The following is a 23,615-nucleotide window of genomic DNA, read 5'->3' on the forward strand; positions in this document are numbered from 1 at the left end:
TCAAACGCCCAGGATCAGGCGGCGCGGATCCTCGACCAGCTGCTTGACCCGCACGAGGAAGCTCACGGCCTCGCGCCCGTCCACGATCCGATGATCGTAGGAGAGGGCAACGTACATCATGGGCCGGATCACGACCTGCCCGTTGATCGCAACGGGCCGGTCCTGGATCGCGTGCATGCCCAGGATGCCCGACTGCGGCGCATTGAGGATCGGCGTCGACAACAGCGAGCCGAAGACGCCGCCATTGGTGATCGAGAACGTGCCGCCTGTCAGTTCGTCGAGCGCCAGCGATCCGTCCCGCGCGCGCTTGCCGTATTCCGCGATCCGCCGCTCGATTTCGGCAAATTCCATGGTGCCCGCATCGCGCAGGACCGGCACGACGAGGCCACGCGGGCTGGAAATCGCAATGCCCAGATTGACGAATTCCCGATAGACGATGTCCTCGCCATCGATCTCCGCATTGATCGCCGGAAATTCGCGCAGGGCGACGGCGCAGGCACGTGCGAAAAACGACATGAAGCCGAGCCGGACGCCGTGTGCCTTTTCGAACGCCTCGCGATATTCCGCCCGCATGGCGCGGGCCGCCGACATGTCAATCTCGTTCACCGTCGTCAGGATCGCGGCCGTCGCCTGCGCTTCCTTCAGACGGCGCGCGATCGTCTGACGCAGGCGCGTCATTCGCACGCGGGTCTCGCGCGGGTCGGCATGACCGGACAGCGGACCATGCGAACGCGGCGGGGCGGTGCGCCGCGCTTCCGTCGGCTGGGCAGGAGCCGTCGGTGCAGCGGCTTCCGATGGTTTCACAGCTTCTGCAGCGGGTTTTGCCGGCTCGGCCTTCGCCTCGCCCTGACGGGCCGTGAAGGCGATCACGTCGCCCTTGGTGATGCGGCCGTCGCGCCCTGAGCCTGTGCCGATCTCCGCGGGTGCGATGTCCAGTTCCTCCATCGCCCGAGCCGCAGCCGGCATGGGCGCCTGCGCGGCACCCGGCTTCGCAGGGTCCGGTTCAGTGTCCGGAGCGGGCGGCGGAGGTGCCGGAGATACAGGTGCGGAAGGCGCGGCCTGTTCAGACGTGGTCGCACTGCCGTCGATCCGGGCCAGCAGGGCCCCGACGGCGACCTCGTCGCCTTCCGACACCGCATGGGGGCCCATCGTGCCGGTTCCCGTGGCCGGGACCTCGACGCTCACCTTGTCGGTTTCGAGTTCGACGACGGGATCGTCCGCCTTGACCGGGTCGCCGGGCTGCTTGAGCCAGCGTGCGACAACCGCGCTGGAAACACTTTCACCAAGAACCGGCACCCTGATCTCGGCGGTCATGTCATCTCCAGTCTGCAAGCGGTTCAACCGGGCCGAACCTGTCCCGCAGAGCGCGGGGTGTCAATCTGCGGCGAGCGCTGGCCTCGAGATGAAACAAACCGCAATCTGACTTTGCTTCCCATCGAAAACAACAGGTTCTTCCCGATACACATTCTTAAACCAGGCAGCGCCCGAAGGTATCGCGCCTCTTATGATATCCCAGCATCGTCCGATCCGTAGCGCCTGCGCAAGAAACCGGTGCGATGGCGCCACGATGATCTTCGATTCGACTTGCCCTCCGGTCAGCCCGTCAGCGCTTCATCCACCAGCGCCGCCTGTTGTTCTGCATGGATCGTCGCAAGTCCCGTCGCCGGAGATGCCGCAGGCGCGCGCCCAGCGTAGCGTGGGCGCGCGCAGGCGTGCCCGACCTCGGCCAGGGCCCGCTCGATCCGGCGATCAACGAAGCTCCAGGCGCCCATGTTCTCGGGCTCTTCCTGACACCAGATGATGTCGGCATCGGGATGGCTCGAGAAGATCGGCGCCAGCGCATGACCCGGGAAGGGGTAAAGCTGCTCGACACGCACGAGGGCGACATCCGTGATCTCCCGGGCGTCCCGCTCGGCCAGCAGGTCGTAATAGACCTTGCCCGAACAGAGCACGACGCGCCGCGCGCCCTGCGTGACCCGGTCGTCCGTGATGACGGGACGGAAGGTGGTGTCTTCCGCGCAATCGGCCAGCGGTGACACGCACAGCTTGTGCCGCAGCAGCGATTTCGGCGTCATCAGAATCAGCGGCTTGCGGCAGTCGCGGGCCATCTGACGGCGAAGGACATGGAAGTAGTTCGCAGGCGTGGTCGGATAGCAGACGCGCAGGTTGTTTTCGGCGCAGAGCTGGAGATAGCGTTCCAGCCGGGCTGAGGAATGTTCGGGCCCCTGCCCTTCGTATCCGTGCGGCAGGAGCATCACGAGCCCCGACATCCGAAGCCACTTCGTCTCGCCGCTGGCCACGAACTGATCGATGATGACCTGGGCGCCGTTCGCGAAATCGCCGAACTGGGCTTCCCACAGCACGAGGGCGTCGGGATCGCCCAGCGAGTAGCCGTATTCGAAGCCCAGCACGCCGAACTCGGACAGCAGCGAGTTGTAGATCTCGAGCTTCGGCGTGGCCGGATCATCGGAGACGAGCGTGTTGATCGGCACATACTCGTCCTGGCTGACCTGATCGATCAGCACGGCATGCCGCTGGCTGAACGTGCCGCGCTGGCAGTCCTCGCCCGACAGGCGGACCCGATGCCCTTCCAGCACGAGGCCGCCGAATGCCAGCGCCTCGGCAGTCGCCCAGTCGAGGCCGGGTGCGTCTTCCCCTTCGGCGAACATCCGGGCCTTGGCCGCGAGCTGCCGCAGGATCTTCGCGTGCAGATGTACGTCCGGCGGCGTGGCGGTCATGGCAGTGCCGATCCGCCGCAGGGTTCCCAGCGGCAGGCCTGTTGCCGGTTCGCCGCGCGACGTGTCCTCGATCAGACGCGTGGGATCCTGGGGGTGATCCTGCCAGTCCCGCCGGTCGGGCCTGTAGCTCTGGGCTGCCTCGAACTCGTCGCCCAGATGACGCGCGAAGGCGTCCCAGTCCGTGCGGGCGTCGGTTTCAGTCAGCACGCCTTCGCGGATGAGGCGTGTCAGATAGAGATGGCGGACAGTGGGGCGCGCCGCGATCGCCTTGTACATGGACGGCTGGGTGAAGCTCGGCTCGTCCGCCTCGTTATGCCCGTGCCTGCGATAGCAGACGATATCGAGCACGATGTCCGCGCCGAATGCCTGTCGGTAGTCGGTAGCCAGCCGCGCGCAGTAGGCGACGGCTTCGGGCTCGTCCCCGTTCACATGCAGGATCGGCGCCTGCACGGCCTTGGCGGTGTCCGTGCAATACAGCCCGGAATATCCGTGCGCCGAGACGGTCGTGAAACCGATCTGGTTGTTGATGACGACGTGGACGGTGCCGCCGGTGCGGTAGCCGATGAGCTGGGACATCGCCATCGTCTCGTAGACGATGCCCTGTCCCGCGAAGGCTGCGTCGCCGTGCACCAGAAGGGCGAGATGCTGCGTGCGTCCTTCCGGCCGCGTGCAGCCGTCACGGTCCTGGATCGCCCGCACGCGCCCTACCACGACCGGATCGACCGCCTCGAGATGGGACGGATTGGGCAGCAGCGTCACCTCGACCGGGCGGCCAGCGATGTCCAGGACCGCGCTGGTGCCGAGATGGTATTTCACGTCGCCCGAGCCCTGCACGTCGTCCGGCTTGAACGAGGCGCCGGCGAACTCGGCGAAGATCGCGGCGAACGGCTTGCGCACGACGTTCGCCATGGTGTTCAGGCGTCCGCGATGCGGCATGCCGAGCGAGACCGAGCGCACGTCGTGTTCCGCCGCCTGGTCGATGATCGCATGCAGCGCGCAGATCGTGACTTCGCCGCCCTCGAGGCCGAACCGCTTGGTGCCGACGAAGCGCTTGTGACAGAACGCCTCGAACCCTTCGGCCTCCGTAAGGTGATGCAGGAGCTTGCGCTTCTGGTCGGGTGAGAACGTATGCCGCCATCCATCACCCTCGAGGCGCCGCTGCAGCCAGTGGCGGCGCGTCGGATCCTGGATGTGCATGTATTCGGCGCCGATCGGGCCGCAATAGACCGCGCGCAGGCGATCCAGCAGCTCGTCCAGCGTTGCCGTGTCCTGTCCCGGGAGCAGGGCGGTTGCGATATCGCCCAGATAGATCGGTCGGGTGCCGCTGTCGCCGTTGAACCCGTAGCTTGCGGGATCCAGATCGGCATGGCGCGGCGGCGCACGCAGGCCCAGGGGGTCGAGACGCGATTCCAGATGCCCCCGCACGCGATAGGCGCGGATCATCTGGATCGCCTGCACGCTGTCCCGGGCCCAGCCCAGGGCTGCGACATCCGGCTCGGCGTCGCTCTCCGCCGGCCGGGTCGGTGGCGGACGATCGTCCGGCTCGTCTTCGGCCAGACGTCCCCATGGGGCGGAATCCGCTCCCGACAGGACGGATTGTCGCTCCTCGTCCATGAGGGCGAACAGCTCGGCGAAGGACGGGTCGACGCTGTCGGGATCCCGTGCCCAGGCCGCGTGCAGGCCCGCGACGTAGAGCGCGTTGGCCCCCGTGAAGGCGGAAGCAGGGGTGCGTTCGCGCTTGGTGGCTGACATGGTCTCCTGTCTCCGGTCCTGTCCCGGCCAATCCGGCCTGCTCCAAGGCAGGCAATCAAACATCCGTCCTTAACATGAAACCGCGCTCGACAACTGCGTTGCATGCCTGAAGCCGCGTGACTGCAGAAAAGCGACCCGGGCAGGCAACTCTCGTGCCTTAATTTCGTCAAGAAACTCTGAACCGGGCGGATGAGCGCAGTTTCCCGCCGACTGGAGAGATGGAAAGGCCAACGTGTCATGCGCGCGCTGTCGTCCGTGATCACCCTGCTCTGCCTGATCGTCGCCACGGCGCACCCGGCCCTGGCGGATGATGCGGCTCGCACTGCGCCGACCAATCCCGCCATGCATGGATCGCATGCCTGCCTGTTCCAACATATGCTGATCCACACTGCCTATCGGCCGTCGGCCCCGCCGCAGGGCTGCGCCAGCGGCGCGTCGCGGATCGGCGCCGGATACACGCGCCTGTTGTCGACCAGCGCGCTGCGCCATCCGCATACCCGCCTGCGCGCCTGAGACCCTGCGCTTGCCGCCGCCCGCGTGCGGCAGTAGCGTCCGCGCCATGACTGCCGATCTGCCCGTTCTGCCCGACTACGACGCGCTTGAGCGCGCACCTGTCGTGCATGATCCTTTCGATCATATCGTGGTGCCGCATTTCGTGCCCGAGGCCGATCTTCATCGCCTGATGGCCACGATGCCGAAGATGCGCTCGGGCGGTTCCTATCCACCCGAAGCTCTGGATCTGTCTCCTGCGCTTGACAGTCTGGTCATGGCGCTGCAGGGGCCGACATTGCGCGATGCGATCGCGCGCAAGTTCTCGCTCGACCTGCACGAGGCGCCGACGATGCTGACCGTGCGCGGGCGCACCCGGGCCAAGGATGGCCGGATCCATTGCGATTCGAAGGCCAAGCGGGTCACTGCCCTGCTCTATCTCAATCCCGAGACGGATGCCTGGGACGCGCAGGACGGCTGCCTGCGTCTGCTGCGCGGCCCGCATGATATCGAGGATTTTGCCGCCGAGATCAGGCCGGCGCGCGGAACGCTGGTCGTGTTCCCCAACGGGCCGACGACATGGCATGGTCATCGGCAATATATCGGACAGCGCTACGCGATCCAGCTGAACTATATGGAAGCGGGTGCTGCCGCACAGCGCGAATTGCGGCGCCATCGTCTGTCCTCGCTGGTCAAGCGGCTGCCGCTGGCGGGCTGAGGCGCATTTTTCGGATTACAGGAGGATAACGGAGTCTATGGGGTATCGGGTTGCAGTCGTAGGCGCGACAGGTGCGGTCGGGCGTGAGCTCATCCGCACGCTGGCGGAGCGGGAATTTCCGGTCGACGAGGTGGTGGCGCTGGCGTCCGCGCGCTCCGTCGGACAGGAGATTTCGTTCGGCGACAAGACCGTGCTGAAAGTGCGCAATCTCGAGACGTTCGATTTCGCGGGCTTCGATATCGCCCTGTTTTCTCCAGGCGCGTCCGTGTCGGCCGTTCACGCGCCGCGGGCGGCTGCCGCCGGCTGCATCGTGATCGACAACACGTCGCAGTTCCGGATGGAGCCCGGCATCCCGCTCGTGGTGCCCGAGGTGAATGCGAACGATCTGAAGAAGATGCGTCGCAACATCGTCGCCAATCCGAACTGTTCGACCGCGCAGATGGTTGTGGCGCTCAAGCCGCTGCATGATCTGTTCACGATCAAGCGCGTCGTCGTGTCGACCTATCAGGCGGTGTCAGGCGCCGGCAAGGAGGGCATGGACGAGCTGTTCGCGCAGTCGAAAGGCACGTTCGTCAACGATCCGCCGACGATCGAGCAGTTCACCAAGCAGATCGCCTTCAACGTCATCCCTCATATCGATCGCTTCATGGACGACGGTTCCACGAAGGAGGAATGGAAGATGGCGGTCGAGACACGCAAGATTCTCGATCCGGACATCAAGGTGTTCGCGACCTGCGTGCGGGTTCCGGTCTTCATCGGCCATTCGGAAGCGATCAGCATCGAGTGCGAGGAACCGATTGACCTGGCCCAGGCACGCGCGGCCCTGCGCGAGGCGGACGGCGTGATCCTTCGCGACGAGCGCGAGGATGGCGGCTACGTCACCCCGATCGAGTGCGTGGGCGAGGACGCGACCTACGTGTCGCGCCTGCGGATCGATCCGACGGTCGAGAACGGCCTCGCGTTCTGGTGCGTCTCGGACAATTTGCGCAAGGGTGCCGCGCTGAACGCCGTTCAGATCGCCGAAGCCTTGGTCGCGCTCGATCTCCTGCCCAAGCGCCATTTCCTCTGATGCCGCAACAGGAGACGCTCTCGGGGCATCTGGTTCTCCCGGACCGGATCCTGCCCGGCCTGCTGCACATGACGGACGGCCGGATCTCGGCAATCGAGCCCCGGTCGGACGTGCCGGACCGGTTCGTGCTGCCCGGCTTCATCGATATCCACGTGCATGGCGGCAACGGCGCCGATGCCATGGATGGCGAAGCGGATGTCGAGCGGATGGCACGCTTCCATCTGCAGTGCGGCGTCACCACGATCCTGCCCACGACCATGACACGTCCGTGGAACGAAGTGCTGGCTGCGCTGCACGCCATTCGCAACGTGGCCCGACGTGGCATTGCCGACGGGCCGGACATTCCGGGTGCACATCTCGAAGGGCCGTTCATCAGCCCCAACCGCCTGGGCGCGCAGCCTCCGTATGCCGTCAGTCCGACATCCGCGGAAATCGAGGCCATCACGGCGCTCGATATTGTCCGGCTGACGACGCTCGCGCCCGAGCGGTGCAGCACCGAGGCCATCACGGCGCTGGCGAAAGCCGGTGTGCGGATCAGCATCGGGCATACAGATGCGACGGCAGAGGATTGCGCGCGTCTGTTCCAGATCGTGCAGGCGGCCAACGGGACGGTCGGTGGCACGCATCTGTTCAATGCCATGCCGGAAATCCGCGGACGCGCGCCCGGGCCGGTCGCGGCCCTGCTGGCCGACGACCATGCCTTCGTGGAACTGATTTTCGACACGCATCACGTCCATCCGACGGCTTTCGCGCTGATGCGCAAGGCGGCGCCGGGGCGGGTCATTCTGATTTCGGATGCGATGCGGGCCGCGGGGTGTGGCGATGGCCTCAGCAGCCTTGGCGGACTGCCGGTGCTCGTGCGTGACGGCATCGCCCGTATGGGCGAAGACGGTTCAGGCGGGCTGGCGGGCAGTATCCTCACGCTTGATCAGGCGCTGCGCAATACGCTGGATCATGGCGTGCCGCTGATCGACGCATCTGCCATGCTCAGCGGCCATCCCGCGCGGTATCTCGGCCTGACCGATCGTGGTGCGTTCCGGGAAGGACTGCGGGCCGATGCCGTCGTCGTCGATGCCCGGCATCAGGTAGAGGAAGTCTGGCGGAGCGGCATCCGGCTGCGTTAGCTGCCGGTGATCCGTGCGATCAGGTCCTTGTATCGGTCGAGATAGTCGTCCAGCGACAGCTCCGCTTCCGCCCACCGTCGTGCATTGCGGCGCAGTCGCCGGGCCAGTGTGCGGTCTTCCAGCAATTCCAGAATCCCGTCTGCGATTGCATCGGGCTCAAGGAACGGAACGAGGCGACCTGTCTCACCGTCGGTGATAAATTCCTCGACGGGCGCCGTGCGGCTGCCGACGATGGCGCATCCGCACGCCATGGCTTCGCGCAGCGACCACGACGCGACGAACGGATACGTCAGATAGACATGCGCGTCTGATCGCTGGAGGAGTGCGCGAAAATCGTCGTAGGTGACGCGCCCCAGGAAATGAACGCGGGACAGATCGAGGCTGCCGCGCAGCTCCTCGATCAGGGTCGCGCGCCATGTCGCCCCGCCCGGCGCCCGCGCTCCGTAACTGACGCCGTCGCCACCGACGAGCGCCACATCGACATCCGGCCGCGCCTCCAGCAGACGGGGCAGCGCCCGCATGAACGTATGAAATCCGCGATAGGGCTCGAGATCGCGCGACACGTACGTGACCAGTTTGCGCTTCGGTGCGATCGACATGGCACCGATGGTCAGTGAGCGACGTCCCAGTTCGAGCTTGGGAGCACAGAGGTCGAGATTGACCCCTTCGCGCAACAGGGTCAGGCGGTCATGCGCCCATTCGGGATAAGTGTCGCGCTGAAACAGCGTCGGCGTCTGGCCGAATCCGGGCTGTGACAACGCCATGAAATTGACGGTGTTCTTCAGCCGCACCTGCGGCATCGCCTCGGGCCGCAACGGAAATTCGGGGTCGAAGCCGACATCGTTACGGTCGGTGTGATAGAAGAATTCGTAATAGCCGAGGATAGGCGATTTCGGGAAAACGTCGCCCAGATTCAGCAACTCGCCCCATCCATGGTGCCCGATGATGATATCCGGCTCGTAACCGAGTTGCTTGAGCGTGCGCGCGGATTGCGCAACGCCGTCTGCGCGAAGTGCTGCCAGTTCGATTTCGCGCACGGCCGGATAGGCGTCGGCACCTGAACGCTTCGACGGCTTGTAGAGCACGCGTCGCACGCCAGGGAGAGAACCCTGGTTCGCCTCCGAGATGAAGACGATGTCGTGTTCGCCTTCTTCATGCAGTCGCCGAAGAATATGCAGGAACTGGCCGGGGAAGTTCTGGTGAACGAACAGATATCGCACGAGATCGCCTGACGAATGGTGACGTCGGTGAGGTTTCGCGCTCCGCTTCCGGAACGCAAAACCGGAGGCTGCCCCCCGTGCACCGTTCTTGGGTGAAACGGCTGTCGATCCGCTCCGTTTCAAAGACGCCGGAAACAGGGCAGGCCGGCGCCTGCCCTGTCGATTTCAGCGCTTTGCGGAACCTCGACGCTTCGGCGCTGCCTTGGCCGGGCTTCGGGAAGCGGCTTTTGCGACCGGCGTTCTCGCAGGTGCTGCTTTCAGTGCCGGCTTCGCGGAAGCGGTTTTTGCCGACGGCGCCTTTGCCGAAACTGCTTTTGCAGCGGGTGCTGCCGAAGCCGCTTTGGGCGGACGGCCGCGACGACGCGGTGCGGCTTCGGCGGATGGCGCTGTGACGGGCGCTGCTGCAACGGGCGCCGCAAGCGCCGGCTTCCGGCCGCGACCGGTTTTCGGTGCAACCGCGCTCTCTGCAGGCACGATCTCGATCAGGAAAGCCTCGAGCGGTGCCAGACTTTCGGCTTCCGCCGCCATGCTGTCATCGATCGGTCCGACTTTCGTTCCGTCCGTGAACGTGGCGGTCAGGCGGCAGGCATGAGTCTTGGCGGACTCGCCCTTCAGGCGCACGCGCAGGCCCAGGATCGGCAGAGCCATGCCGCGGCTGCCGCAATACTGGCCGCCCTCGGCCCATGGCGACAACCATCCTTTCCCAAGGACGGCCTGGTATTCGATGTCCTCGACGGGGATGCCCCCGTTCGGCGCAATGCCGAAACCCTCGATCCAGAACTGGCTTCCCGGCGTCCCCATCCACTCGCCGATGCGCGACAGGACGTCACCACGCCGCTGGATGTGCGCCGCGATTTCCGCCTTGCCGGGCAATGCGGCCGGCTGGCCGGCAGCCGTCGCCGATGCCTCGACCGGCGCGGGAGCGGGTGCAGGGGGTGGCGCCACAGCCGCCTGAACGGGGCGTGACGCCGCCGCGGCGACTGCCGGCGCGGGGGTAGCTGCGCCTGCGAGCTGTACCACCTGCAGACGCGGAGATTCGGAGACCGAGGCAGACGCCTGATAGGTGGTGACGAGCACCTGCGCGGGGCCGCGCATGACGCGGATCAGCGCGGCACCGCCGGTGGCACCGATCCAGCCGTCATCGGCGAACGTCCTGATCGAGACGTTGCCCGCAGCCGCGCCCGGCGCTTCGGATATGCGCACGCCCGGCAAACCGTCAGGGCCGGCTGGCGGCTGGTTTGGAGCGTGATAGACGCAGAACACGCCCGCATCCAGTGACATCAGATGCGCCGCGGCCTTGAGTTCGATCACGCGGTTACTGTTCGGTGCCTCGCCGGGCTTCGACATCAGGGATATTCCACCAAATTATGAAAGTGCAACAATCTGTCCGTTTGATCGACCGTGAAAGATCGGGTTCCCCCGGACTTTGACAGGCACCAACCGATGTCACGCATTTTAACGACTATCGGCCACTGGTAAACCCGCAGAACACAGTCTTCACAAACGCTTCCGTTATGCCCTCACCCTGATGAACAGGTCATTAAGCGCGGATGCCGGCAGGCCGAGCGGTGCAAGCCAGCCTGCCTTGCGTGCCTGAATGCGCTCTGCCTGCGCACCGATATTGAATGCGACGACGCCAAGCCCTGCCCGCCAGAGCTGCCCCAGCGCGAAGCACCATGTTTCCGGCATGATCGACGGAATAAAGCCGATATCCGCTCCCTGCTCCGCAATCAGCGTCATGGCTTCGGATTCGTTGAACTCACCAGTGACAAGGACTTTTCCGGTCGCCATCAGGGCATCGTCATCAGGTGTATGGCCTACGAGATGAAACGCGATCGGCAGGGACCGTGCCCGGGCGTCTTCAGCCAGTGCGAGTACGATATCGAAGCCCTTCTCGCGTCCGATTCCACCGAGAATGCATACGCGCCTGACCGGACCGGGCTGCACGGGTTTCGGCGCGGGCCAGGCTGCGTCGTCCTCCAGCGGACAGACATCGATGGAAAGACCCGCGAAATGTCGACCGATGCGGCGTGCCGCGTCATGAGACGGGGTCATCAGGCGTCGTGCACGGCCAAGCTCCAGAGCCGACCGTGCGAGAAGTGCGGGCATCGAAATGCGTTCGCCCAGATGGCTGCCGAGCGTTGCGACACAGGTCTCGCATCCCTGTATGTCCGGCTCCCCGCAATATCGGCCGGACGGTCCGATCAGGGAAATCCTCTGACAGAACCAGACATAATCATGAATGAAGACATCATAGGAAACATCAAGATCGTCAGGCAGGCTGCGTATCCAGGGCGCATGACCCACGAGATGATGCCATTCGATTGATGCGATCCCGAGATCGCGCAACACGTCAATCAAAAGGGCATGATCATTCGGCAGATCGAACCGCAGACTGGCAAAAGCCTCCTGCCTGTCGGCCGCAGAAACGGACAGCACACACCCTGACGGATGTGGCTTGAGCACGAGCGGCAGATGGCCGTTCGCGGCAAATGCGGCTGCCCGTTCCCGCGCGACACGCGCGACACCGCCGCCCCCGTCATGCAAGACCAGAAGAATCGAGGGCCGCCCTGCACGCAGGCGCTGCAGACGTATCAGGTCCATTCGGCGTCGTGCCGGAAACAGCGGATCCTGACGGATATGGTTTGCGACCAGGGCTTCGTAGCCGGGATGAAGGGCCTCCAGAAGCGCTGCATTGCGCTCCATCAGCGGTCCGCGCGTGGCGCCGAACGACGCGCCGCCGACATGCCCGACGAACGTCCCCAGCGCCGCGACATGGCGGAAACCGCGTGCACGGGCACGCATGCAGAAATCGTTTTCCTCACCGTAACCTTGTGCGAAAACGTCTTCTCGAAGCAGGCCGGTTTCGGCGAGACAGTCGGCCCGGATGTACATGCAAAAGCCGTTGGCCGTCGGAATTTCGGCGATGTCGTCACCATTCGCATCGGCCGCATCCCGCGCCCTTTGCATGATGCCGCCACGGTCGGGCGCCGGATTGTCGGCCGTCGGATCGGGGTAGGACAGGATACTGGCCCTGTTGGACAGCGGCGTGACCGTTCCGATATCGCGTTGCGAGTACGCCGCATGGTGCAAGACGTTCAGCCAACCCGGCGGCAGGACCGTGTCGCTGTTCAGCAAAATGACGTCGCGGCCTGCCGATCTTGCAAGCCCCTGATTGACCGCCGCTGGAAATCCGCGGTTCTCCGCGTTCCTGATGAGCGCGATGTCCTGATGATCCGCCATGCCATCGAGCAACGATTTTATGGCCGGGTCCGCGCTGCCGTCGTCCACGACGAGAATTTCGACGTCGTCCGGGACGGTCTCGCACAGGGTTTCCAGACAGGCATGCGTCGCGCCGTAATCGTTATAGACCGGCACGACGATCAGCACCCCGTGCCGCCCCGCTTGTCTGCGTCTGCCGCGTGACGGCAGGGCGCCAACCGGTATCGGTTCGAAACGCGCCGGAAGCGAGCTGCCTGCCTTGAACAGCATCCCTGCCTCAGGATCGACCGGGCAGCCTGTCAGGGCGCGTCCGTTCGCATCTCGCAACGTTATCATGCCGGGCGCCAGAAGGCGTCGCGGAATGAAAATTTCCCGAGGTCGGGCCACCGGAATATCGTTGCTGACGGCCTCTGAAAACCGGTCCGCACGGTAGGGAAACGTGCCTTGCGTTGTCTCGACTGTCAGCAATGGCGTGCGTTCCGGCTCGGCGGGATGCCAGACCCATCCTTCCAGCCCACGCGGCGTTGCGCGTACAAATCCTTCCGTGCGCTGGATCGCCATCCGATCCAGCGGACTTCCCAGAAGATCGACGCCGGCAGCCGTGACATGCACGGGGGTCGATCCGGGAGGCAGGATAGTTTCGCCCGGCGGGCAACGGAATGCGCGCGTCGTTCCGATGCGCACCCGAACGGGCGCGGATGCATGAACCGACAATCGACCGTCGCCCGAGACCGCACACCAGCCAGGCAGGCCCGCGCGCCGCGCCACGGGGTCCACGATCGGAGCCATGTCCGCGTTCGGCGCGCACCGCCGCAGCACATCCGCTGCGACTGTGAGGGCAGCCTCCTCTCGGCCCAGTCGATACAATGACAGGATGGTCCCGAGACCGGCTTCGCGAAGCCTGAAACGTTCCCACAACGGCTGCATCATGGCCAAGCAGGCGACCCAGTTTCCCTGTGCCAGACGTACGGAAGCCAGCGAAAATGCGACATTGGGATTATCGCGGGCCATGCGCGCCGCGCGGGATAACCAGAAAGCCGCCTCGTCCAGACGGCCCGCAGTCCGTGCGGCCTGCCCGCGATGATAGGCATCCTGTGCGCGGCCATTGACCCAGGCCTGCCATGCCGCGCGTTGTGCATCGGTGACAACATGCCCATAGCCGACGAATGCGACGTCTTCGACGGCCACGGTTTCGGGAGTTGGTTCTGCTGAAATGGCACGTCCGCGTCGCGCCTGACGGCCGCCCGGACGCGGTTTCCGTTCAGCTGGCACGCATGACCTGATCTTCGCCCGACAGACGCTGGAGCTCGGCCACGGCATCCTTCACGCCCTGGCCCTGCGCGCGGACGAGCCACTCACGTCCTTCGACCGAGTTGGCCGGGCCACCCAGCCCACGGACGAGGTACCGTCCATACATGAGCTGCGCCAGCCCATTGCCGCGTTCGGCCGCGCGCTTGAACCACGCGCGCGCCTTGACGCGATCTTCCGGCACGTCGTGGCCGCCGCCATAGATCGCGCCTGCAGAGAACATCGCGCCGACATGTCCGCGTTCGGCTGCCGCGAGATAAAGTTCGAGCGCACGCGCGTGGTCGCGGCCGCCGACAGCCGCACCGGTTATCATGAGCTGTGCGAGCACGACCTGCGCGTCGGTCATGCCGGCTTCGGCAGCCTTTTCCATCCACTCGCAGCCGGCCTTCACGTTGGGCTCGACACCGCGCCCCTCGATCAGCATCCGTCCGTACCAATATTGCGCGTTGACCACGCCATCGGCGGCGCGATGCATCCACTGCGCCGCCTGCCGTTCGTCGCGCACCGTGCCGACGCCTTCGGCCAGACAGACGCCAAAATTGAAAGCACCCACCAGATCGCCATCATTGGCGGCCCGCTCGAAGCGGGCACTCAGGGTCCGGCGTTCCTCGTCCGTGCCAACGCCCGTCAGCACCAGATTCCCGAGATCGGCCATGCCGGCCTGATCGCCGGCTTCGGTCGAGATCCGGAACCAGCGTGCGGCTTCGGCCGGATCACGGTGCACGCCGGCACCGGTGAGATAAAGCAGCCCGAGAGCCCGGGCAGCTGGTCCATGCCCCCGGTCCGCCGCAAAGCGATACCAGTTCGATGCCTCGAGATAATTGGGGGGAAGATCGCCGCCCCGCGCATAGACATCGCCCAGCAGGGCCGCCGCTTCCGTTTCGCCCGACAGGGCTGCGCGCCTGAGCCATGTTTCCGCCCGGCTGATGTCCCGGCCGACGCCGCGGCCCTCGAGCAGCATGTAGCCGTATCGCGACTGTGCGGCGGGCACGCCGCGTTCGGCGCCGCGGCGATAATAATCCGCAGCGGCTGCCAGATCGCGCGGCATGCCGCGACCCTGCTCGTTCAGGACGCCAAGAAGATAAAGGGCCGTGCCCAGATTGCCGCGCGTCGCAAACCGGAGCTGCTCCGCCGCGCGCTGAAGGCCGGCATCGTCGCGGGCCTCGTTCAGAAAGGTCAGGCCAAGGCCCAGATGGCCCTGGGAACAGCCCGCCGCCGCCGATTTTTCATACCAGCTACGGGCCTGGGTCGAGTCACGAAGATGCTCCGGGCCGACCGTCAGGATATAGCCCAGCAGGGCCTGGGCGTCGGGCGATCCGGCGTCGGCGGCGAGCCGTGCCCAATGCAGCGCCTTGTCGAAATCGGGGACGCGCTTCGGGGGCGCATCCTTGGCGGAAAGGGACAGGGCCCCTTCTTCCATCCCTTCCGGCAGGCCGATCGTATAGAGCGTGGCAAGCGTAAAGCGTGCATCGACGCGCCCCGCTTCCGCTGCCAGGCGAAGCCAGCGTGCGCCCTCCTCCAGCGAGGGGGGAACGCCTGTACCATCGAGGTAAGCCCGACCGACCCGGTACTGTGCTTCGGGGTCGCCTGCAGCAGCGACGTCGCTCAGCAGGGCGAAACCCTGTTTCGCGTCGCCCGACTCCATCAGCGAGACGCCGTACTGGAGCCGTGCGCTGCGTGAGAACCGGGCGGCCAGACGCTGCTTCAATGACATGTCGCGGCCGCCCCTTTCAGATCACGGAGCCGAAAGACGGACATGCGGGAACGCTCAGGGCTCACGCATGCCGTTCGTCGCCGCCGGCACCATCCGGTTCAGCAGGTAACGCAGCGGTGTTCTCTTGCCGACGTCGATGTCTGCCGTAACCGGCATACCCGGCGACGGGTGGAAGAACTCGGGCACGCCATGGAGAGTATAACGGTCGATCCGCAGACGCACCCGGTAATACGTTGTCATGGCGCTCGTGCCGGAAGCCTCCTGCTCTCCGCCGTCCTGCCCCTGCGCGAACGAATCAGCGCTGATGACGCGGACCGTGGCATCCGCACCACCATACTGATCGTAGGGGAACGTCGTGAATTTCAGCACCGCATGGTCGCCAACATGGACGAAGCCCGCATCCTGGCCGCGCATCATGGCTTCCATCTCGAGACCCGAACCGACAGGCACGAGCGTCATGAGCTGGCCGCCACCCGACAGCACCGAACCCACCGACACCTTTGCAATCGTCAGTACGACCGAGTCCTCATTGGCATGCAGGACGATCAGGCTGCGCCGCAGGGCCGCCTTGTCGTAGTCGCTGCGCGCCTCGTCCAGGCGGTGCTGACCGATGCTCAGATCCGAATAGACCTGGGCCTTCCAGTTCTGGATGTAGCTCTCACGTTCGTCGCGCGTCGCCTGGAGCTTGCTCCGCGTGGACTGGGCGCTCTGCTGGGCGCCGATCTGCGACCGCTCGGATTCCATGAGGTCGCTTTGGGCCTGCAACGTTGACAGGCGGCTGCCGACCTTCTGGTCCTGAAGACTGAGACGCATGTTGTAGACGTCACGCGCGAGTTTCGCGCGGCTGGCATACATCGCGGCGTTGGCCTCGTATCCCTGAAGGTCGCTCTGCAGGCCCGCGATCTGCTGATCGTAGTTGCTGACATGCGCCTTGTATTCGGCGCTCCGCCGCTCGAAGGCCGCCGCCTGCGTGGTGGAGGCCGGATTATGCGGGTCGGGAACGTAGGGATGATCCTCCGCTTCGGCCGTCAGGCGATCGACCTCTGCCTGATATCCGTCACGCTGCTGGCGCATGTTCGTGACGTCGGCTTCGGAAATGGTCGGATCGAGATGCGCGATCACCTGCCCCTTGTGGACGAAATCGCCGACATGCACGTCGATCGACCGGATGATGGCCGTCTCGAGTGGCTGAACCTGAATGGTCGGTTCGGTCGAGATCATGCGGCCCGGCGTGCTGATCACCTCGTCAAGCGGATAGACCGCCATCGCGACGACGCAGAACAGGAACATCGCGGCGACAACCCAGACCATGCGCTCGGCGGCCGGCGTTGCGGGCAGGTTGACGAGGGCCGCACTCGGCGAGTGGAACTCGAGGAGTGCCAGGGGCATGCCTTCGGGCGAAAACGGATCGCCGACCTTGCGCGGCACATGCTGCTGCGCATCGTCGTTGGGAAGGATGGGGTTGGAATCGTCGTGCGGGACGACATCTGATCCGCTCATCGTCACTCTCCCTCAGCGAGCATCGCTGCCGGACCGGCGTTGCGGTTCTGGCTTTCATGGCGGTTCTGCTGGAGCCAGAGCGTGCGATAGATGTCGCACCGCTCCAGAAGAACCTCATGGGGCCCGATATCGGCGACGCGCCCTCGTTCCATCACGCAGATCTGGTCGCAGTCGATCAACGATGAAAGACGGTGCGAGACGATCACCATCGTGCGCCCCTTGCCGATGCGCTGCAGATTGGCATTCACCAATGCCTCGCTCTCGGGGTCAAGCGCCGACGTCGCCTCGTCAAGGATCATCAGCTTCGGATCGCAGATGACCGCACGGGCAATCGCCAGTCGCTGCCGCTGGCCACCGGAGATGTTGGTCGAGCCTTCCTCGATCCACGTATCGTAGCCGGCCGGCATCCGCTCGATGAACTCCTCGGCGCCCGCCAGCCGTGCTGCGCGCACCACGTCATCGATCGTCAGCCCCGGTCGTCCGGCGGTGATGTTGTCACGGATCGTGCCGCGGAACAGGAAGTTGTCCTGCAGAACGACGCCCAGAGAACGGCGCAGATGGGTCAGGTTGATCTCGCGCAGGTCGACGCCGTCGAGACGGAGGTAGCCGGTATAGTTGCGGCTGACACCCTGAAGCAGACGCGTCACGGTGGACTTGCCGGATCCCGACCGCCCGACGAGTCCCAGCATCGTGCCGGCCGGAACTTCGAAATCGACATTATCGAGTGCGCGCGTCGTCGCACCGGGATAGCTGAAATTCACCGAATTGAACGTCAGGGCGCCCAGGATGCGTGGCCGCATGCCGGTGGTCATCGCCTTGGTTTCGGTCGGCTGGTTGAGTACGGCGCCTGCCTCGCCGAGGGACGTCGTGACCTCGTTGATGCTTTCCATCAGCTTGGCCAGTCCGACCAGCGGCTGAGCCACACGGCCACCCAGCATCATGAATGCCATGAGGCCGCCGGCCTCCATGCCGTCGGGAGACGTGACCGCGAGATAGGCGCCGATCAGGATGATGCCGCGGCTGATGAACATGTCGAGCGGCATCACGAGCGTCGCGGGCCATGCCGCGAAACGCTGGGAGATCAGACGCCATTTCACGACTTCGGCCGTGCGCTCGTCCCATTCCTGACGCCGGGTCGGCTCGAGCGCCAGCGTCTTGACGGTGCGGATACCCGCGACCGTCTCGTATAGCGTCGAGCTGCGCTGCATCTCGGCCTTGACCATCTTGCCGTAGATGACCGCAAGCGGCCGCATGAACACCACAACGATCAGGCCGATCAGGCCGGCGGCCGCAATCGTCATCCAGGCGAGCGTCGGGCTCATGTAGAACAGGATCGGCAGGATCACGAACAGCGTGAACAGATCCAGGAACGTCGACATCAGCGTGCCGGTCAGGAAGTCACGCACCTTGTAGATGGACAGGAACCGCGCGAGGACCTGCCCCGCCTGCTCGCGCTCGAAGAATTCGAGCGGAAGCGACAGCAGCCGGTTGAAGGCATGGAGCGAGATACGTGTGTCCAGCCGCGTCGAGAGGATGAGCGACAGCTCCCGGCGGCCGTAGGTTAGCAGGATCTCATAGAACGACAGCACCACGACGATGCCCGTGATCGACACCAGCGTCGCCATCGAATGATAGGCGATGACGCGGTTGACGACCTGCATCACGATCAGGGCCGGGAAGATCGTCAGCACGCTCAGCGTCAGCGAGGCGATCATGATGTCGCGCAGGAGACGGCGCTCGCGCAGGACCATCTTGGAGAACCAGGCGAGATCGAAAGGCGCGTCGGCTTCGGACTCGTCCCGACGGCGCTTCACCAGCAGGACGTCGCCCGTCCAGACCTGGCTCAGGCGCAGCTCGTCGACTGCGACCGGCGGATCCCCCTCGCCGCCCAGAGGATCCCGCAGCCATACGACACCGCGGCTCGGATCCGTCCGGACGAGAAGCCCGGCCGATCCATCGCGGAACATCAGGACCACGGGCGGGGTGTTGGCCAGACGGACCAGGTAACGCCATTTCAGACGCATGCCCTTGGCGACCGCCCCGGCCTCGTTCAACCAGCGCGCGAGGGAAGCAGGCGATGGCGATGGCTCGCCCGGCTCGGGGGCGAAATCCCGGATGTCGAGGTCGATCCCGTGAAAGCGGGCCGCCGCCATGGCCGCGCGCAAGCGGATCATCGCAGGGGTCATGCGGGCATCAGGGCCCGTTGCGCGCTCGGTGTGCTCCACGAAATGTCCTCTATCGATCCCTGAACTCAAATCCTAGAGCGAGTTCACGTCCGCGCCAACCGTGGCACATCCGCCACGGAGAAACATCGCAATGATACTGGGCCGCGTAACTTGAAGGGAGACGCGACTGTAGCATCCTGTTGCTTGAAAAAAGCCTGCCTTGGGACACAGCCTGCTGCCCCATCTTGCTCGGACGCATGAATAGCACGAAAAATAGCGCGCACATCATCCGTCCCGCATCGACAGGGCGGCGGGCAGAGAACGGCAATCGTAGCGGGCGCTGACCAGCGCGGAGGCGCGGCAGGCCGCCGCAAGACGACCCACGGACCCCGCAGCCCCCAGAACGACAGCCACGCTGAACGCGGCGCATCGTCCCTGGATGCGATCCGCGAACAGGCCACCCAGCGCGGCCTCCAGCGCCCGGTTCGGCGCACAGCAGGAACAGCCGGGCAGATGTGCGGCACTCCTTACAGGCATTCCCAAATCCAGCCAGCCGCGCCAGACGGCCCAGCCTTTGTCATCCAGCGCAACGCCACAGGAGGACGCGGCCAGGACAGCCGTGCGGTCCGGCACGAACTGCGCCAGCGCACCGGCTTCAACAATGTGCAACTCCGGCTTCATGTCCGTGCCATCGCCTTCCGATTGCGCCCGCCCGCTTGCCCGGTTCCCGATCCGGGCGGGATTGCGGGTGTGACGCGTGCATATGATATGCTGCCTCCATGAACCAAAGCTTAAGGCACCGGTCATGAGCCGGCCGCACCTCCTCGACGCTCTCGCCGATCAGGTCCTGCTGTGTGACGGCGGGATGGGATCGCGTGTCCAGATGCTCGATCTCGAAGTCGAACGGGATTACTGGGGCCAGGAGAACTGTACCGAGATCCTCAATCTCTCCCGTCCCGAACTGGTCCGCGAAATCCACCGCGGCTATTTCGAGGCCGGGGCCGACATGGTCGAGACCAACAGCTTCGGCGGATCGATCACGACGCTGGGCGAGTTCGGACTGCAGGATCGCGCCCGGGAGATCAACCGGATAGCAGCAACACTCGCCCGCGAGGCGGCCGAGACATTCGCCGACGGGCGGCACCGCTACGTCGTGGGCTCGATCGGGCCGGGCACCAAGCTGCCCACGCTCGGCAACATCACCTATGACGCGCTCGAGGCCTCGATTGCGGAACAGGCGCGCGGCCTGATCGACGGCGGTGTCGATGCTTTCCTGATCGAGACCTGCCAGGACACGCTCCAGATCAAGGCTGCGGTCAACGCCTGCAAGATCGCCCGGGCGGAACTGCATTCGGACGCGCCGATCTTCGTGCAGGTCACTGTCGAGACGACAGGGACCCTGCTGGTCGGACCCGATATCGCCTCCGCCGCGACGGCCGTGCATGCGCTCGACGTGCCGTTGATCGGCCTGAACTGCGCGACCGGCCCGCAGGAAATGGCCGAGCATGTCCGCTGGTTGTCCGCCAACTGGCCGGGGCTGCTGTCGGTCCAGCCGAACGCGGGCCTGCCCGAACTGGTCGACGGCCAGACGCACTACCCGCTCGGGCCGGACGAGATGGCGAGCTGGGTCGAGCGGTTCATCACGGAAGACGGGCTCAATCTCATCGGCGGCTGCTGCGGCACCTCCACGCCGCATATCGCGGCCCTCGACGCCATGCTGCGGCGCCGCGCAGAGGGAACCGGGCGGCATCGCCCTGCCCCCGTGAAGCGTACATCCGTCTGGGTGCCGTCGATCGCATCACTGTACACTCAGGTACCGCTGCGGCAGGAGAACAGCTATTTCTCGATCGGCGAGCGCTGCAACGCCAACGGATCGAAGAAATGGCGCGAACTGCAGGAAGCGCATGACTGGGACGGCTGCGTCGGCGTCGGCCGCGAACAGGCGGCCGAGGGCTCGAACGCGCTCGACGTCTGCACCGCCTTCGTGGGACGCGACGAGATCGCCGAGATGAGCGAGGTGATGACGCGTTTCACGTCATCCGTGAATGCGCCGCTCGTCATCGACTCGACCGAAACGCCGGTGATCGAAGCGGCCCTCAAGCTTCATGGCGGCAAGCCGATCATCAACTCGATCAATTTCGAGGATGGAGAAGGCCACGCGCAGGAGCGCATGACGCTCGCCAAGAAGTTCGGCGCCGCTGTCATCGCGCTGACGATCGATGAAGTCGGCATGGCGAAGACGCCGGAGGACAAGCTCCGCATCGCGACACGCCTCGTGGAATTCGCCTGCGATCGCTACGGCCTGCCGCAATCGGACCTGATGATCGATCCGCTGACGTTCACGATCGCGACCGGCGTGGAGGACGATCGCAAGCTCGGCCTCTGGACGCTCGAAGGCATCCGGATGATCCGGGAGAAGTTTCCCGACATCCAGATCATCCTCGGCCTGTCCAATATCTCGTTCGGCCTCAATCCGGCGGCACGCGCGGTGCTGAACTCCGTCTTTCTCGACCATGCCGTGCGCGCGGGCATGACGGGCGCGATCGTGCATGTCAGCAAAATCCGCCCGCTGCACTTGATCGCCGAAGAGGAAGTCCGCGTCACGGAGGACCTGATCTTCGACCGGCGCGCGGAAGGCTACGATCCGCTGCAGCGCCTGCTCGAGCTGTTCGCAGGCCGGAAGGCGGCGGATGCGGTCAAGAAGACGCGCGCCGAAACCCCGGCCGGGCGGCTCAAGGACCGCATCGTCGATGGCGACCGCAAGGGGATCGAGGAGGATCTCGAAGCGGCCATGGCCGAGATGCCGCCGATCGACATCATCAATACCGTGCTGCTGGACGGCATGAAGGTGGTGGGCGAACTATTCGGCTCGGGCAAGATGCAGCTTCCGTTCGTGCTGCAGTCCGCCGAGACGATGAAGGCGGCCGTCGCCTGGCTGGAGCCGCACATGGAGCGTGTCGAAGGCCAGACGCGGGGCACGATCGTGCTCGCGACCGTCAAGGGCGACGTGCATGACATCGGCAAGAACCTTGTCGACATCATCCTGACGAACAACGGCTACCGGGTCATCAATCTGGGCATCAAGGTGCCGCTCGCGGACATGCTGGTGGCAGCCAACGAAAACCGAGCCGACGTGATCGGCATGTCCGGCCTGCTGGTAAAATCGACTGTCGTGATGCGCGAAAATCTCGAGGAAATGGCGCGCCAGGGTGTGGACGTTCCGGTGATCCTCGGCGGTGCCGCCCTGACGCGCAACTACGTCGAGGAAGAATGCGCGACTGCCTATGGCGCCGGAAATCCCGGACGGGTCGCCTATGCCCGTGATGCGTTCGACGGGCTGTCGCTCATGGACCGCGTGGCCGAAGGCGGGTTCGACGATTATCTCGCGGCCATCCAGACCAAGCGTGCCGGCAAGGCGAAGCGTCGCACCGAGCGCGCGCCCGAGATTGCCGAGACGCGTGGTTTCTCCGAGGTCGATCGCGACGCGGCCCGCGAGCGCCGGGGCCGCATCGCAGGCACGCTGACGCCGCCGACGCCTCCGTTCTGGGGCGCACGGGTGATCGAGGCAGCGCCGAGTGCCGTTCTGCCTTTCCTCAATGAACGCTCGCTCTATCAGTTCCAGTGGGGCTTCCGGAAACAGGGGCGCTCGCTTGACGATTTCATGACCTACGCCAAGCAGGAGCTGCGTCCCGTCCTCAAGCGCATGCTGGGGCTTGCTGCCGAGCAGCAGATCCTGCGGCCGCAGGCGATCTACGGCTATTGGCGGGCTGCGGGCGATGGCAACGATCTCGTCCTGTTCGAAGAGGACGGGACAACCGAGGCCGCGCGGTTCACCCTGCCCCGCCAGCCCCGCGAAGATGGCGAATGCATCGCCGATTTCGTGCGGGACATCGGCGATGACGTGCGCGATGTCGTGGGGCTGCAGATCGTGACCGTGGGTCAGAAGGCTTCCGATCTGGCGCGGGAATGGTTCGAGGCCAACCGCTACCAGGATTATCTTTACCTGCATGGACTGTCGGTGGAGATGGCCGAGGCCATGGCGGAATACACCCACAAGCGCATCCGCGCCGAACTGGGCTTCGCCGGCGAAGATGACCGCGACATGGAGAAGATGCTGAGCCAGGGCTATCGCGGCTCACGTTATTCGTTCGGCTATCCTGCCTGTCCGCGTCTTGAAGATCAGGAACCGATCCTGAAACTGCTCGACGCGGAACGGATCGGAGTATCGCTGTCGGACGGCTATCAACTGCACCCGGAACAGAGCACGTCGGCGCTGGTATTGCTGAACCCGCGGGCGAAATACTTCACGGTTTGAGGCCACAGGCGACTTTACGACCGCCGCGGGGAAAGCGGCGGTCGATTTTCGTCTATGAAGCGACCGGCCGGATCGTGCCTTGGTCGATTTCGAGCGGAACAAGCTTCTTATCTTGTGTAAGCGACGTTTGAAAAGAACGTCTGCTTCCGCCTCTTTGCGGACGTATAGGCGATTGAAACTCTTTCCCGAAAGCCGACATCAAGCATCCGACGCTCTGTCGACAAAGGTCTTGCCGACGACTAGAGCCGTTCCACGTTAATCCGGTTCATATCCTGCTGCTT

General features: G+C 65.0%; 14 protein-coding genes. 5 read left to right on the forward strand and 9 right to left on the reverse strand.

All coding sequences use genetic code 11. From position 1 onward, the window contains the following. Together odhB and B8446_RS11590 are read right to left on the reverse strand one after the other, a co-directional pair. Window positions 1–1,314: a 2-oxoglutarate dehydrogenase complex dihydrolipoyllysine-residue succinyltransferase gene (gene odhB, locus B8446_RS11585; protein ID WP_048849777.1), complete on the reverse strand. Its 1,314-nt coding sequence runs from the start codon at window positions 1,312–1,314 to the stop codon at window positions 1–3. A gap of 281 nt (window positions 1,315–1,595) precedes the next feature. Then, entirely contained in the window at window positions 1,596–4,490 is a 2,895-nt protein-coding gene (locus B8446_RS11590; RefSeq protein ID WP_048849779.1) for a 2-oxoglutarate dehydrogenase E1 component, read from the reverse strand. A 237-nt stretch (window positions 4,491–4,727) separates the two neighbouring features. Here B8446_RS11590 and B8446_RS11595 point away from each other — a divergent pair, with 237 nt between their 5' ends. The 4 genes from B8446_RS11595 to B8446_RS11610 are packed head-to-tail and all read left to right on the forward strand — an operon-like array spanning window position 4,728 to window position 7,890. Next, entirely contained in the window at window positions 4,728–5,003 is a 276-nt protein-coding gene (locus B8446_RS11595) for a hypothetical protein (protein WP_048849781.1), read from the forward strand. Window positions 5,004–5,049: 46 nt separating this feature from the next. Next, window positions 5,050–5,697 carry a 2OG-Fe(II) oxygenase family protein gene (locus tag B8446_RS11600; protein WP_048849808.1) on the forward strand — a complete coding sequence of 216 codons (648 nt, stop codon included), beginning with the start codon at window positions 5,050–5,052 and terminating at the stop codon, window positions 5,695–5,697. A gap of 37 nt (window positions 5,698–5,734) precedes the next feature. Then, a complete protein-coding gene (locus B8446_RS11605) occupies window positions 5,735–6,766 on the forward strand; it encodes an aspartate-semialdehyde dehydrogenase (protein WP_048849783.1) in 1,032 nt (343 codons plus the stop codon). Next, window positions 6,766–7,890, forward strand: a complete 1,125-nt coding sequence (locus B8446_RS11610; protein ID WP_048849785.1) for an N-acetylglucosamine-6-phosphate deacetylase — start codon at window positions 6,766–6,768, stop codon at window positions 7,888–7,890. Before B8446_RS11605 ends, B8446_RS11610 begins: the two co-directional genes overlap by 1 nt. Here the strand turns inward: B8446_RS11610 and B8446_RS11615 are convergent. The 7 genes from B8446_RS11615 to B8446_RS11645 all read right to left on the reverse strand — a co-directional run bounded on the left by B8446_RS11615 (window position 7,887) and on the right by B8446_RS11645 (window position 19,700). After that, entirely contained in the window at window positions 7,887–9,110 is a 1,224-nt protein-coding gene (locus B8446_RS11615; RefSeq protein WP_048849787.1) for a glycosyltransferase, read from the reverse strand. The genes B8446_RS11610 and B8446_RS11615 overlap by 4 nt on opposite strands. A gap of 165 nt (window positions 9,111–9,275) precedes the next feature. Continuing rightward, entirely contained in the window at window positions 9,276–10,457 is a 1,182-nt protein-coding gene (locus B8446_RS11620) for a hypothetical protein (RefSeq protein ID WP_048849789.1), read from the reverse strand. A 165-nt stretch (window positions 10,458–10,622) separates the two neighbouring features. Next, entirely contained in the window at window positions 10,623–13,520 is a 2,898-nt protein-coding gene (locus tag B8446_RS11625) for a glycosyltransferase (RefSeq protein WP_053053845.1), read from the reverse strand. A gap of 73 nt (window positions 13,521–13,593) precedes the next feature. Continuing rightward, complete coding sequence (locus tag B8446_RS11630) at window positions 13,594–15,354, reverse strand: tetratricopeptide repeat protein (protein WP_048849791.1); 1,761 nt, start codon at window positions 15,352–15,354, stop codon at window positions 13,594–13,596. A gap of 54 nt (window positions 15,355–15,408) precedes the next feature. Further along, the gene (locus B8446_RS11635; RefSeq protein ID WP_048849793.1) at window positions 15,409–16,854 is read right to left on the reverse strand and encodes an HlyD family type I secretion periplasmic adaptor subunit; all 1,446 of its coding nucleotides are present in this window, start codon (window positions 16,852–16,854) and stop codon (window positions 15,409–15,411) included. A 2-nt stretch (window positions 16,855–16,856) separates the two neighbouring features. Further along, the gene (locus tag B8446_RS11640) at window positions 16,857–19,007 is read right to left on the reverse strand and encodes a peptidase domain-containing ABC transporter (RefSeq protein WP_048849811.1); all 2,151 of its coding nucleotides are present in this window, start codon (window positions 19,005–19,007) and stop codon (window positions 16,857–16,859) included. A gap of 297 nt (window positions 19,008–19,304) precedes the next feature. Beyond that, entirely contained in the window at window positions 19,305–19,700 is a 396-nt protein-coding gene (locus B8446_RS11645) for a hypothetical protein (protein WP_048849795.1), read from the reverse strand. Between the two features lie 124 nt (window positions 19,701–19,824). On the opposite strand from B8446_RS11645, the gene metH reads away from it, so the two are divergent. Next, window positions 19,825–23,334: a methionine synthase gene (metH, locus tag B8446_RS11650; protein ID WP_241767759.1), complete on the forward strand. Its 3,510-nt coding sequence runs from the start codon at window positions 19,825–19,827 to the stop codon at window positions 23,332–23,334. Window positions 23,335–23,615: the final 281 nt, after the last annotated feature.

It is taken from the genome of Tanticharoenia sakaeratensis NBRC 103193 (genome assembly GCF_000963885.1).
GTDB lineage: Bacteria > Pseudomonadota > Alphaproteobacteria > Acetobacterales > Acetobacteraceae > Tanticharoenia > Tanticharoenia sakaeratensis.